Annotated in this window: 13 protein-coding genes; 5 read left to right on the top strand and 8 right to left on the bottom strand. The window is 55.3% G+C overall.

The genetic code is table 11. The features are described 5' to 3' along the window. Positions 1–2: 2 nt before the first annotated feature. From Q0753_RS05345 to Q0753_RS05320, 6 genes are all read right to left on the bottom strand, one after another. The gene (locus Q0753_RS05345) at positions 3–575 is read right to left on the bottom strand and encodes a hypothetical protein (protein ID WP_298718237.1); all 573 of its coding nucleotides are present in this window, start codon (positions 573–575) and stop codon (positions 3–5) included. Positions 576–588: 13 nt separating this feature from the next. After that, complete coding sequence (locus Q0753_RS05340; protein WP_298718236.1) at positions 589–1,536, bottom strand: hypothetical protein; 948 nt, start codon at positions 1,534–1,536, stop codon at positions 589–591. After that, entirely contained in the window at positions 1,537–2,628 is a 1,092-nt protein-coding gene (locus tag Q0753_RS05335; RefSeq protein ID WP_298718234.1) for a DegT/DnrJ/EryC1/StrS aminotransferase family protein, read from the bottom strand. Continuing rightward, on the bottom strand, positions 2,625–3,497 hold the full coding sequence (gene rfbA / locus Q0753_RS05330; protein WP_298718232.1) for a glucose-1-phosphate thymidylyltransferase RfbA: 873 nt from the start codon (positions 3,495–3,497) through the stop codon (positions 2,625–2,627). Before rfbA ends, Q0753_RS05335 begins: the two co-directional genes overlap by 4 nt. Then, a complete protein-coding gene (rfbB, locus tag Q0753_RS05325) occupies positions 3,497–4,591 on the bottom strand; it encodes a dTDP-glucose 4,6-dehydratase (RefSeq protein WP_298718230.1) in 1,095 nt (364 codons plus the stop codon). Before rfbB ends, rfbA begins: the two co-directional genes overlap by 1 nt. A gap of 61 nt (positions 4,592–4,652) precedes the next feature. Then, positions 4,653–5,450, bottom strand: coding sequence for a Wzz/FepE/Etk N-terminal domain-containing protein (locus Q0753_RS05320; protein ID WP_298718228.1), 798 nt, complete (start codon positions 5,448–5,450; stop codon positions 4,653–4,655). Between the two features lie 528 nt (positions 5,451–5,978). Between Q0753_RS05320 and rcsF the strand changes: the two genes are divergently transcribed. From rcsF to Q0753_RS05295, 5 genes are all read left to right on the top strand, one after another. After that, on the top strand, positions 5,979–6,347 hold the full coding sequence (gene rcsF / locus Q0753_RS05315; RefSeq protein ID WP_298718226.1) for an Rcs stress response system protein RcsF: 369 nt from the start codon (positions 5,979–5,981) through the stop codon (positions 6,345–6,347). A 202-nt stretch (positions 6,348–6,549) separates the two neighbouring features. Continuing rightward, positions 6,550–7,254 (top strand): tRNA (N6-threonylcarbamoyladenosine(37)-N6)-methyltransferase TrmO, encoded by a 705-nt coding sequence (gene tsaA / locus Q0753_RS05310; protein ID WP_298718225.1) that lies wholly within the window; start codon positions 6,550–6,552, stop codon positions 7,252–7,254. 100 nt (positions 7,255–7,354) lie between these two features. Beyond that, positions 7,355–7,714: a four helix bundle protein gene (locus tag Q0753_RS05305; RefSeq protein WP_298718224.1), complete on the top strand. Its 360-nt coding sequence runs from the start codon at positions 7,355–7,357 to the stop codon at positions 7,712–7,714. A 225-nt stretch (positions 7,715–7,939) separates the two neighbouring features. Beyond that, positions 7,940–9,658, top strand: coding sequence for a proline--tRNA ligase (locus tag Q0753_RS05300; RefSeq protein WP_298718223.1), 1,719 nt, complete (start codon positions 7,940–7,942; stop codon positions 9,656–9,658). Between the two features lie 778 nt (positions 9,659–10,436). Beyond that, complete coding sequence (locus Q0753_RS05295; protein WP_298718222.1) at positions 10,437–11,588, top strand: patatin-like phospholipase family protein; 1,152 nt, start codon at positions 10,437–10,439, stop codon at positions 11,586–11,588. A 479-nt stretch (positions 11,589–12,067) separates the two neighbouring features. Here Q0753_RS05295 and Q0753_RS05290 read toward each other — a convergent pair whose 3' ends face one another. Together Q0753_RS05290 and tilS are read right to left on the bottom strand one after the other, a co-directional pair. Beyond that, positions 12,068–12,433 (bottom strand): endonuclease domain-containing protein, encoded by a 366-nt coding sequence (locus tag Q0753_RS05290; RefSeq protein ID WP_298718221.1) that lies wholly within the window; start codon positions 12,431–12,433, stop codon positions 12,068–12,070. A 6-nt stretch (positions 12,434–12,439) separates the two neighbouring features. Then, complete coding sequence (tilS, locus tag Q0753_RS05285) at positions 12,440–13,747, bottom strand: tRNA lysidine(34) synthetase TilS (RefSeq protein WP_298718219.1); 1,308 nt, start codon at positions 13,745–13,747, stop codon at positions 12,440–12,442. Between the last annotated feature and the right edge of the window lie 50 nt (positions 13,748–13,797).

Genomic DNA, 13,797 nt, shown 5'->3' with positions numbered 1-13,797 from the left:
TGTCATGAGAAGTACATATCTCCAATTTTCTGGTCATTAACCAGTACATCACTGCATGTCAGGCGAGCTCCTACCTGTTTGGTAATACGAAGCTCTACCTTATGTGGGACAGGAATGGGAAAACAACCATCATATCGAGAGAACACCCATTTTTTTGTATCATCAATACATGCCTGGTGCATCTTTTTACAGAGTGACACCAACAGTTCAATTAGATCCCCGTGATGAGGGTTTTCTTGCACAATACTCTTTTCCCCCAACACTGCCCCTCTGAAAACTTCTTTCTCATCAAACTCTTGCCGATCTGCTATCTCAACATCTGTCGCTTCATTAACACATAACGTAATAGTAACACCATTACTGCTGGTAATTTCTCCAATTACAGAGTCTTCTGTAGTTGGTATTCGTTCCTCCAAGGTACAGAGAGGGTTATGAATCATCTTTTTAAAATAAACATTGATCTTACCTTCAGCCAGGCCTCGTTGATCTGCCGACTGCACCAGCGCATTAAACAGACTAGTGCCCTGGACATAACTTCTGCTGCCTTTAAAAACAAACTTCAGCATTTCAGACATGAAGACTCCTAAATTATCGCTTTGGACCGGTTTTCAAGCCAACCATTCGCTTGGCGGGGTTCCCGAACATCGCATGCCTTGCATCGACACTTTTGACCACGACACTCCCCATGCCCAGTGAAGCTTTTTCTCCAATCACCAGGTTATCGCGAATAGTCACCCCCATCGCTATGGTGGCACCGGCATTAACCGTCGTGTGCCCGCCCAGCAAAGTACCAACCGACATCCAAACACCATCGTCCACCACCGCACCGTGACCAATGTTACACAGGTTGCCAATAATAACCTCATTGCCAATAAATGTTGGCGTCAAGATACCTCCAGCAACGACGGCATTAGCCCCTATCTCGGTATGATCACCAATAAATACTCCCGCCACATGTGGAAATTTAAGTAGCCGACCATCTTCGGCCCGGTAGACAGTGACACCATCACTGCCAATCACCACATTTTCCCGAACGACTGTATTTTCGCCTATACGAGTCCCCGCTTTCAAAACAGCACCAGCACAGATGATACTACCGGCTCCGACTTCGACTCCCGGCTCAATGACTGCGCTGCTTGCCACCTGAGCATCGTTTGATATAGTTGCTACTTTAGTGAAACCACGGCGATGGGCATCGAAACCTTCGGACTCAACCAGCCATTCCAATACTTCTATGAACGCAGCTCTTGGGTCAGGCACCTTGCAGAACTGATTAGATCCCTGAACCGTCTCATTCGGAATCTCGTCAATCAGGACTAACGACTCACTCAATGGCTTGCTTTTAGAAAACAGTTCCTGTGTAGAAAAAACTAACTGCCTACGGCCCCCGCTGCGCGAATCACAAGTACCTTCTAATAACACTTCGAGAAAACCGGCAAGTTTTGCTTCAAAAGAATACTTTTTCTCAAGGAAAGAAATTATTTGAGAAGAGGAAACTGGATTCCTGAAGAAGGCACCAAACGATGAAGCTTTCATTTATATACCCTCCATAACTTTTTCTGAAATACCGTCAACCTCTTTAGTGCTCAACCCAAAGTAAATCGGCAGGCATAATATCCGGCTGGCAATATCTTTTGAAATAGGTTGTTCTTGTTTACTCTCCAAGAAACCCATCGAATCCAGTGACGGATAAAAATATCGTCTGGCGAGCACACCATTTTCTTTTAGTGTGTCAGCCACACACATGCTCTGCTCTTCACTTTCAAACACGGTCGGAAAGTAGGCGTAGTTGTAATCCAGCGCATCTGGCCTGGCTTGAAGTTGCAGGCTGCTGGCTAGGGCTTGTTCATAGCGGTGCCACACTTTTTCACGGGCTGCCAGGTTTTCTTCTATTTCATCCAGTACGCACAGGCCCATGGCGGCTTGCAGCTCGTTCATTTTGGCGTTAATACCCAACTCTTCAATGGATTCCGGCCCGGACATGCCGAAATTGATCATCTTTTTGGCCCGCTCCAGATCTTCCTTGCGCTTGAAGATAATGGCTCCGCCCTCACCGGTGTGGAACAGCTTGGTGGCATGAAAACTGAGCGTGGCGGCATCGCCGTGCTTGAGCAGGCTCTCACCCTTGTACTTTACGCCAAAGGCATGAGCAGCATCGTAAATCACCTTGAGATTATGCTTTTGCGCAATGGCGTGGATGGCTTTCACATTACAGGCGTTGCCAAACACATGCACGGGCACAATCGCCTTGGTGTTAGGTGTAATGGCCGCTTCAATATTGGCTGGGTCCAGGCACCAGGTGTGTGGGTCTATGTCTGCGAATACTGGCTCTATTCCTTCCCACTTCAGCGAGCTGGCCGTGGCGATAAAGGTGAAAGGCGTGGTGATGGCTTCCGGGCGGTGTTCAGTGCTCTCACACAGGCCAAGGGCACGATAGGCAATTTGCAGTGCCAATGTGCCGTTAGAAACCAGCAGCAGGTTTTCCACCCCCAGGTAGCTTTCCAGCCGACGGGTAAGTTCCTGCACCAGCTCACCGTTGTTGGTGAGCCACTGGCGCTCATAAATGCCGTCGATATATTTATTGAGTTTTTCTCGGCTGGGAAAATAAGGCTTGGTAACAGGGATCATACATGCTCTCCGGCCAGTTCCAATAGATATTGGCCATAGCCATTCTTTTTCAGATATTCGGCCTGTCCAAGTAATTGCTCTTTACTCAACCAACCATTGTTAAGACCAATTTCTTCCAGACAGGCAATTTTATATCCCTGGCGCTTTTCAATGGTTTCCACAAACTGGGCGGCTTCCAGCAGGCTTTCGTGAGTGCCTGTGTCCAGCCAGGCAAAGCCACGACCTAGCAGCTCTACGTTCAGTTCGCCACGTTCAAGATATGCCTGGTTAATGCTGGTTATTTCCAGCTCACCGCGCTGCGAGGGCTGAACGTCTTTGGCAATACGCACCACATTATTATCGTAAAAATACAAGCCGGTTACCGCAAAGTGAGACTTGGGCTTCAGGGGTTTTTCCTCGATGGAAATGGCACGCTTGTTTTCATCAAACTCCACTACCCCGAAGCGTTCGGGATCTTTTACCTGATATCCAAATACCGTGGCGCCGGCAGGCCGAGCAGCCGCAGCACGCAGCATAGGAGTGAAACCCTGACCGTAGAAAATATTGTCACCCAGTACCAGGCAGACATTGCTGTCGCCAATAAACTCTTCACCAATGATAAAGGCTTGGGCCAGACCATCCGGGCTGGGCTGCACTGCGTAGCTGAGTTCAATACCAAAGCGGCTACCGTCACCCAGCAGCCGCTTGAAGCTGTCACTGTCTTCGGGGGTAGTGATGATCAGCACTTCACGAATTCCCGCCAGCATCAGCACAGACAGCGGATAATAGATCATGGGTTTGTCGTAAACCGGCAGCAGCTGCTTGGACACACCCATGGTAATGGGATAAAGGCGGGTGCCGCTTCCTCCGGCAAGAATAATTCCCTTCATTACATCACTCCCAAGCGTTCACGTTGATAGCTACCATTCTGCACCCGTTGGCACCACTCTTGATTATTGAGATACCACTGCACGGTTTTGCGAATGCCGGATTCGAAGGTCTCAACCGGCTTCCAGCCCAGTTCTTGTTCGATTTTACGGGCGTCTATGGCGTAACGGCGATCATGGCCGGGACGATCACTCACATGAGTGATCAACTGCTTGTAGGAAGATTCCGCATCAAATGCGGAATGACCCGCCTTGGGAGCCAATTCATCCAGCAGGGTGCAGATGGTTTGTACAACTTCCAGGTTGGTTTTTTCGTTGTGACCGCCGATGTTGTAGGTCTCGCCCACCTTGCCTTCGGTCACTACTTTGTAGAGCGCACGTGCGTGATCTTCTACATAGAGCCAGTCGCGGATCTGGTCACCTTTGCCGTAAATGGGCAGCGGCTTGCCTTCTAGGGCATTGAGGATCACCAACGGAATGAGCTTTTCCGGAAAATGGTAGGGGCCGTAGTTGTTGGAGCAGTTGGTCACCAGGGTTGGCAGGCCGTAGGTACGTTGCCAGGCTCGCACCAAGTGATCGGAACTGGCCTTACTAGCGGAGTAAGGGCTGCTGGGCGCGTAAGCGGTGTTTTCAGTAAACAACGCTTGGTGCGCGTTCTCGTCTTCATCAGGGTGCGGCAGGTCACCGTACACTTCGTCGGTAGAAATGTGATGAAAACGAAATGCCTGTTTACGCTCTATGCTTAGGCGGTTCCAGTAATTACGCGCCACTTCCAGCAGGGTGTAGGTGCCTACTATGTTGGTTTGAATAAACTCGGCGGGGCCGTCGATGGATCTGTCTACATGGCTTTCTGCTGCCAGGTGCATAATGGCATCCGGCTGGTGCTTGGCAAACACGCGCCCAAGTTCGGTGCGGTTGCAGATGTCTACCTGCTCAAAAGCGTAACAGTCGCTTTCACTGATTTCTGCCAGACTTTCCAGATTGCCGGCGTAAGTGAGCTTGTCTGCGTTCACCACACTGTCAGCGGTATGCTGGATAATATAGCGAATTACGGCCGTGCCGATAAAGCCGGCGCCACCGGTAACAAGGATTTTCATATTTTCAATCGTTTCCAATGCGTATGAACTTTTGCCGTACTTAAGCCACGGCCTAGATTTTTTATTCTTCCTGCAAACTCGCACACAGCTGGCTAATAAACTCCCGCACAAACACGGCCATTACCGCCAGCATGGCGCCCAGCACCAAGCCCAGCGCCAGCACCAGTTTTTTGCTGGTGCCTTGGGGTTGCAGGCTCTGGTTGGCAATGGCGGAGATGCTGCCAGGTTGAAAGCTGTTGGCCTGGGCCTGCAGGTCGTTAATGGTGCTGGTGTAGCTGGCAATCAGCTCACCGGCTTTGGCCAGTTCGGCGTTTTTCACCAGATCAATCTGCGCTCTGGCAGCATCTATTTGTTGCTGCAGCAGCTCAGTGCGGCGGTAGATGTTGGCGTTTTGCTCCGCCTTCAGCCGTTTGGCTATGGCACCGTGCAGCTCCTGCACCAGGGGCTCTGCGTCTTCTGTTGTCTGGCTGGTGATGGAAATCAGACTGGAGCCTCTGGGGTTACTAATGCTTAAAGCGAAGGGCACGGCTTCAAGCTGGTGGCGCGGTAAAAACTCGCGCACCACGGCAGGAATGTAAAGGCTGTTTACCTTGGTCTGCAGGCCGGCGGCGCTTTCCAGCGGATGCTCGGCATCGGCCTGGGCAATGGTGTAAATGGTGGTGTATTCGTATTTTTGCGACAGCATAAAGGCCACTAAAGTAGCGGCAGCCACGGTGAGCACAAACACCAGCGCCATCAGCCGGCGGCGTTTGATCAAGGTTTTGGCTATATCGACGAGGGAGATTTCATCGTCCCGGTAGGAATAGGATGGCACAGGTTGACTAAAATGCGCGTCTTGCGGGAGTGATCGTTGGCTCATATTGCTTCTTCTGATTATCTTGTTGTATTTATGATGTTTTTTTGCTGTAGGCACGCTACCGCCCGTGGGGTTCAATTGGCCATTCCCCCACGGCACATGTCTGCATTGGTGTTTCTGCTCTATCTGTTTGTCAAAGCGCCAAAAAATTGCATTCTGCAAACCACTGGCACCTTGCAAATAACGGCGACCAAGTCTACTGGATTTGGCGAGGGGATAAAACCTTTCTAATAACATGGGTATGGGGGCGTTGATCCGGAGTGTGTAGCAACACCCCCTCCCTGCCTCCCCCTGGGGATAATCTGCGGTTATGCCTGTGGCTCCGCTGCCAGGGGGGAGGAGAAGTTCGGCGTCGTTCCGAAGTATGCAGCAGCCCGCTGGTATTCTGGCAGCCTGAAGGTAAAAGGAGGGGCACCCTGGTCGAATGAATTCGACCCTTGCAGCCGGGCATTACCCCGATTTCATTCGATCTTCTGCCATGCCTTGTGCAGAATAAGGTCAGCTTCTTTTTCTGACTTAAGGACTTGTCTTATGCGTCTTCTCGGGGTTTCTCTGCTGGCGGTTACGTTATCGGGTTGTGCGGGCTGGGGCTTTAACAGCAATGTGTCGCCGGATGGTATCAAGGATTACTACAAGGGCGATGGCGTGCGGCTGTACAGCAAGGCTGAGCTGGAAGGCGTGAATTATGTCACCCTGGGCTCGGTGGAAGGCGAAGCCTGCCAGATTAAAGCCGACGAGGCGCCACCGAAAGAAGCGGATGCCCGCGCCAGCGTGCGTCGCCGGGCGGCGGACATGGGTGCCAACGGTATTCTGATGGATCGCTGTATTCGCTTCGATGACATGCCCGGTTGCCTGGAGCAGGTGCTGTGCAGTGGTCAGGCGTTGAAGGTTGGGGAGTAATTATTGTGAGGGGTGAATCGTGAGGGGTGAGGAAAAGATGTGAGGGGTGAGGGGTGAAAAGACGCGAGGTGTTAGGGGTGAGGTGACTCGCCTCCCCGCCGGAGCGTCGCAACCATATAGACTCCGCTTCAAGAAAGGCAGCTAAGCCCATCAATACATGATTGGCCCTGAATACATCCGGGCCTGTAACTGGAAGTTCATTATGTCCGCCATCAATCTGGATCCCATCGGTGTTATTCGCTCGCCTTATAAAGAGAAGTTTGCGGTGCCGCGCCAGCCGGGGCTGGTGACCAGTGCCCGGGCCCGGCTGGAAATGCTGCCGCCCTATAACGAGCCCAGCGCCTTTCGCGGCCTGGCCGAGTTCAGCCACCTGTGGCTGGTATTCGTGTTTCACCAGACGCAGGACAAGGGCTGGAATCCTACTGTGCGACCGCCGCGCCTGGGCGGTAACGAGCGGGTGGGCGTCTTTGCCACCCGCTCCACCTTTAGGCCCAATCCGCTCGGGCTCTCTGTGGTGAAGCTGCACGACATGTGCAAGGAAGGCAACAAGGTATGGCTGGAGCTGGGCGGCGTCGATCTGGTCGACGGCACGCCCATCGTCGACATTAAACCCTATCTGCCCTGGGCCGACTGTGTGCAAAATGCCCACGGCGGCTTTGCGCCGGCGCCGCCGGATATCAGCATGGAAGTACATTTCAGTCCCGCCGCCGAGCAGGCCTGCGCCCGCTCCGACATTCCCGACCTGCAGCAATTTATTACCGAAGTGCTGGTGCAGGATCCGCGCCCGGCCTACAAGCGCAACGGTGAACAGTGGCAGCAATATGGGGTACGGCTCTATCACTACAATGTGCGTTACGAAGTGCTGGGCCAACTGACGCGGGTGCTTGAGATTGAACGTGAGGGGTGAGGAAAAGATGTGAGGGGTGAGGGGTGAGGGGTAAAACAAATATCTGAACGATCGGAAGTGGCTATACTCTTCGTGATATATGCCATTTCATGGGGTTCGTATGCGCTGTCATCAAAAACTGGAGGTATGGCAAGGCGCCATGCAATTGGTCACTGATATTTACCGGTTAACGGCTGATTTTCCTGATAATGAACGTTTCGGATTAATCAGTCAGATGCGGCGGGCTGCGGTCTCTGTACCCAGTAATATCGCCGAAGGTGCGGCCAGAGGCAGTACAGCTGACTTCATACGCTTTCTGTATATTGCTCGTGGCTCATTGAGTGAGCTAGAAACACAGGTTTTACTCACAGCTCAACTGAACTTTACCGATGATATTTATCAGATTCTTGAAGATATCAACAAGGTGTTTACCCGCCTGGGTGGCTTGATCAGGCATCTGAAGTCAAAAAACAACCGATGAGGCACAAGTTGGAATAAACTCACCCCTCACCCCTCACCCCTCACCCCTCACCCCTCACCCCTCACCCCTCACCCCTCACCCCTCACCCCTCACTATTCACTATTCACCCCTCACGCTGCCTGCTCCTCACCCCTCACATGTTAAGCGCCGCGCTTCACGCTCTCCGCCCCCCCTGCTACAATCGCCTTCTTTAACGGATTTTAAAAATCAACAAGGTTTAAGCGCATGCGTACCACTCAATACTTGCTTTCCACCCTCAAAGAGACCCCGAGCGATGCCGAGGTGATCAGCCACCAGCTGATGCTGCGTGCGGGCATGATCCGCCGGCTGGCGTCCGGCCTGTACACCTGGCTGCCCAGTGGCCTGCGGGTATTGAACAAGGTCGCCGCCATAGTGCGGGAAGAAATGAACCGCGCCGGTGCGGTAGAAATGCTGATGCCGGTGGTGCAACCCGCCGAGCTGTGGCATGAAACCGGCCGTTGGGACAAATTCGGCCCCGAGCTGCTGCGTATTAAAGACCGTCACGATCGCGGCTTTGTGCTGGGCCCGACCCATGAAGAAGTGATTACCTCCATGGTGCGCAACGAAGTCTCTTCCTACAAGCAGTTGCCGCTGAATCTGTATCAGGTTCAGACCAAGTTCCGTGATGAAGTGCGCCCCCGTTTCGGCGTAATGCGCTCGCGCGAATTCATCATGAAGGATGCCTATTCCTTCCACACCAGCCTGCAGAGTCTGGAGCAGACCTACGACGACATGTATCAGGCTTATAGCCGAATCTTCGAACGCATGGGTCTGGACTTCCGTGCCGTGCTGGCCGACACCGGTGCCATCGGCGGCAGCGCCTCGCACGAATTCCACGTGCTGGCCCAGAGCGGTGAAGATGATATCGCCTTCTCTACCGAGTCCGATTACGCCGCCAACATCGAAATGGCCGAAGCCGTTGCGCCCAAGGCCAGCGCCGATGCCGCCACTCAGGAACTGAGCCTGGTCGATACTCCCAATGCCAAGACCATCGCCGAGCTGGTCGAGCAATTCGGACTGGCTATCGAAAGCACCGTCAAGACCCTGCTGGTGAAAGCTGCCGACGATCAGGATGCCCCGCTGGTGGCATTGATGGTACGTGGTGATCACGAGCTGAACGAAATCAAGGCCGAGAAGCTGCCGATGGTGGCCAGCCCGCTGACCTTCGCCACCGAAGAAGAAATTCGCGCCCTCGTCGGCGCCGGCCCGGGCTCGCTGGGCCCGCTGAACATGCCGCTGCCGGTGGTAGTTGATCGCGCCGTCGCGGTAATGAACGACTTTGGCGCCGGTGCCAATATCGAAGACAAGCACTACTTTGGCATCAACTGGGGCCGGGATCTGCCCCTGCCGGACGTGGCCGATCTACGTAACGTCAAGGAAGGCGACCCCAGCCCCTGCGGCAAGGGCGTGCTGCAAATCAAGCGCGGCATCGAAGTGGGCCACATCTTCCAGCTGGGCAACAACTACTCCAGCAAGATGAACGCCACCGTGCTGAACGAAGCAGGCAAGTCCACCGTACTGGAAATGGGTTGCTACGGCATCGGCGTATCACGCATCGTGGCCGCTGCCATCGAGCAGAACCACGACGACCGCGGCATTATCTGGCCGGAGGCCCTGGCGCCGTTCCAGGTCGCCATCATTCCGATGAACATGCACAAGTCTGCCCGGGTGAAGGAAGTGGCCGAGCAGTTGTATAACGAGCTGACCGCCGCCGGTATCGAAGTGCTGTTCGACGATCGCAAAGAGCGCCCCGGCGTGATGTTTGCCGACATGGAACTGCTGGGCGTGCCCCACAGCATCGTCATCGGCGAGCGCAGCCTGGACAACGGCGTGGTGGAATACAAGACCCGCCGCGGTGGCGAAAAGTCAGAATTGGCTATCGACGATGTAGTCGCCAAGCTGACCCAGGCCATTAAAGCGTAATACCAATCTGTAAAACTAACTGATCAGTTTGGCTGCCCCGAAAAGGTCGAACGAAGGGTCGACTCCACCGACACGCTGAACCGCATCCCTGCGACGCTCAGCACATGACGTCCTGTCATGTGATGGTCGGTAGAGTTGAACCCTTCATCCGCCCCTCTGCTGCGGAGTCGCCTGTGGGAGCTTCCTGCAGACAACTCGGTGCTTAAGGAGAGGCAACAGAGATCGGCTCCCACGACCGTGAAATGCCAGGGATGGCATTTTCCGAGCCCCCATGGATGGGTTTATGGCGTGTCGCGGGAGGTGACTCTGTTTCCTCGAGTATTCAGTTTTAAACTAGATCATATTTTTACTTAGATTGGTATAAGGGGTGAGGGGTGAGGGGTGAGGGGTGAGGGGTGAGGGGTGAGGAGTAAAACCCGGTAACTCGGCTTCTGCTTCCGATGACAGTAAAACGGCGCCGAGTTTAAAGCTCGGCGCCGTTTTTTTTGTTCAGCCTCTCCCCCTTGGCAGCCGGGTTACAGACAAAACAGGGGGGCTTCGCCAGGGGGAGGCTGGGTGGGGGGTCACTTCGACCAAGACATCAGGCCTGTGGAACATGTGAACATTCTGCAGTAACCCCTCCCCAACCCTCCCCTTGCGTTGCACCCCGTCGTCATCCAGCCAAATTCGAGGCTAAGGGGAGGGAGCAAACCGGCGCCTCTCATCTCACACTTCTCTGTGACTTCCCTTCCTGCCCGGAAACCGGCCACTTATACTGAGCAAAAAGGGAGAGGTATTTATGGAGCAAGAAGAAAGCAACGCCTGCGCCATGGTATTGACCGGCGGTGGCGCCCGGGCGGCCTATCAGGTGGGCGTGCTCAAGGCCATTTCCGAGTGTTATCCCCGTGGCCAGCCCATTCCCTTCCCCATTCTGTGCGGCACCTCGGCCGGTGCCATCAACGCCACTGCCCTCGCCTGCTACGCCTCCTGTTTTCATCTTGGGGTGCGCAAGCTGGAATACGTTTGGCGCCATTTGCATACCGAAGACGTATTGCGGTTGCAGGTTGGCAGAATCGTTCGCCACTCCCTGAAAAGCCTGGTTTCCGGACTGCTGGGCCGCCCCACCCAGATGGCCCTGCCGCTGTTCGACAACAGCCCGCTGGAGCGCTTGCTGGAAAAGCTGATCGACTTTCAGCGCATCGACAACAACCTGCTCTACGGCGCGCTGGAAGTGCTGGCCGTCACCGCCTCCAACTACAATACCGGCGACTCCACCACCTTTTTTCAGGGCCGGCCCTATCATCAGCCCTGGGCCCGGGCCGGCCGTTCCGGTCGCTCGGCCATTATTACACCACCGCACCTGTTGGCCAGCAGCGCCCTGCCCTTTATCTTTCAGCCCAGTCAACTACAAAACCACCACTATGGCGACGGCTCCATTCACCAGCTCAATCCGCTGAGCCCGGCTATTCATCTGGGCGCCAACCGCATTCTGATCATCAGCCTGGCACCGGACGAAACCGACTCCGGTACCCTGCCCAGCGATCCCAGCAGCTCGGACATTGCCGGTCATTTACTTGATACCGTATTCACCGACGCACTCACCTCGGATATTGAACGACTGCAGCGTATCAACAGCACCATACGGCTGGTGCCGGAGCGCAAGCGGGCGCAACTGTCGCTGCGCCATATCGACAATCTGGTGCTGAAACCCAGCCTTAACCTGGACGATCTGACCCACAAGCACTTTCACAAGCTGCCGTTCAATATTCGCGCCCTGCTGCGGTTGTTTGGCGTCGACGCCGGTGACGCCACCGGTCTGGCCAGCTTTCTGCTGTTCGAGCAGGATTATTGCCGCGAGCTGATAGAGCTCGGCTATCAGGACACCCTGCCCCGGCTGGAAGAGATCTGCCATTTTCTGGCGGTAGAGCCGAGATTGAAAAAGACCGGGTGAGTTCAGTAACCCCTCCCCTGGCATTGCACCCCGCTGCCGTTCTGCAAATTCGAAGTCAAGGGGAGGGAGCAAGCCCGTGCCGTGCTTGAAAGTCGTCGCCAGACTGCCCCTCCCCCTGACTGCGGGAATGCAGGCTCGGCGGCGGCTTCTCTCCAGGGGGAGGCTGGGAGGGGGTGTTACTTCGCTTCAGGCATCGAACCAGCGGAACATGTAAACATTCTGCAGTAACCCCTCCCCAACCCTCCCCTTGCGTTGCACCCCGCTGGCGTTCTGCAAATTTGAAGTTAAGGGGGAGGGAGCAAACCGGTGGCGGCTTCTCGCCAGGGGGAGGAAGGGTGGGGGTGTTGCTTCGCTTCAGGCATCGAACCTGAGGAACATGTGAATATTCTGCAGAAACCCCTCACCAACCCTCCCCTTGCGTTGCACCGCGCTGGCGTTCTGCAAATTTGAAGTCAAGGGGAGGGAGTAACTGGTGCAGATCATGGTATATCGCGGATATGTGAGAGGATCACCGCCAATACGCCATCGATGTTGGTCATCACCTCTCGATTGGTAAAGCGTAACACCCGGATATTCAGCGAGTAAAAATAATCATCACGTTGCCGATCGTGCCTGAGGGCATCAACGTCAGCAAAGTGGCTGTCACCGTCTATTTCTATTACCAGCTTCAACCGGGCGCAGTAAAAATCCGCGATATAAGAGCCGATACCATGCTGACGACGAAATTTGATGCCAAGCTGCCCGGCCCTCAGGCGACACCAGAGCCTTTGTTCGGGCGCGGTAGGTTCTCGTCGCAAGCTACGTCTAAATGCCTTCTGTCCTGAACGATTAAATATACGCCCCATACATTTTCACTCCGCCTGCCACTCCAGCTTCCAACCAGGTTGCTCGGGATCCGGTGTATAGGCCTGGCACACGAACAGGCCGATCGCGGCGACCAGTTCACTGCCCTGCATCAGCAACGGTATATTGGGACGTTGCCAGGGCGGAATGCCGTATTCCTGCAACAGTTTTTTCAGCGGTCGAGAGCCGGAGCGGCCCGCCGGGCGAGCACGCAGGCCCGGCAGCTGAAAGGCGATGTGCAATTGCTCCGGCTCCAGCCCGGCGATGAGGTCCGCGCCCTCTGTCACCGGACTGAGTCGCAGCCGGCCTACGCCACAATGCAACCATTCGCCGGCATTCAGGCTGACCAGCGGCAGGGACTGTGCTTGCTCGTTCGGCAGGTAGAGACTTCCCTGATAACGACGAATGCTGTGTTGACCAAGGCGAACTTCCGGATCGGCATCGGGCCGGGCCAGCGCCAGCTCCTGCCAGATCGCCTGCAGCTGACTGCGGCTGCTGTGAATATGATGCCGCTGCAGCCAGTGGCGCAGCACGTTATTTCGCCGGGCACGACTCAATGACTGCAGACCGGTAATCGACAGGCCACCGGCCGGGTTCAGCAGCCCGGGCAGATCCTGCTCGGCCAGCTCCAGCGCCAGCTCCACCTGCTCGGCGCACAGCTCGGCGCTACGGGCCAGAGTACGGTTGAAGGAAGGCCATTGCTGCAGCAAGGGTGGCAGAATGCGGTTGCGCAAGAAGTTGCGGTCAAAATCATCATCGGCGTTGCTGGGATCTTCCACCCAGCTCAAGCCTTGCTCACGCGCAAAGGTTTCCAGCTGTTGCCGAGAACAGGCCAGCAGAGGCCGCCATTGTTGGCCCGGGCCAAACGACTTGCGCATAGGCATGGCCGACAGCCCCGCCACGCCGGCACCCCGCTTCAGCGCCAGCAGCAGGGTTTCGGCCTGATCGTCCAGGTGATGGCCGGTCAGCAGGATCTCGCCGGGCTGCATGGCCTCGGCCAGCGCTTTATAACGGGCCTCACGCGCCGCCGCTTCCAGGCTGACTCTGGGCCCCAGCGCCACCTGCACCCTGATGGTTTGACAGGGAATGCCGAATGACGCGGCCACCTGCACACAGTGGGCCGGCCAGTCTTCTGCCGCCGCCTGCAGACCGTGGGCAATGTGCAGCGCCCGCACCGCTCTGCCCTGCTCCCGGGCCTGGCGTGCGGCCAGCGCCAGCAGCACCGTTGAGTCCAGCCCACCGCTAAAGGCCACCAGCAGGCCGGTGTCGGGTGTCAGGTCGGCGGTATGTCGGCAAAACTCGGTGTACAAGTTCATGATCAGGCTCTGAAGAAAACGGTAAATAGAGAATAAGCTGAAAGTGCGGT

The sequence above is a fragment of the uncultured Oceanisphaera sp. genome (genome assembly GCF_947495715.1).
In the GTDB taxonomy this organism is placed as follows: Bacteria; Pseudomonadota; Gammaproteobacteria; order Enterobacterales; family Aeromonadaceae; genus Oceanimonas; species Oceanimonas sediminis.
This window is presented reverse-complemented; position numbering and strand designations above follow the sequence as displayed.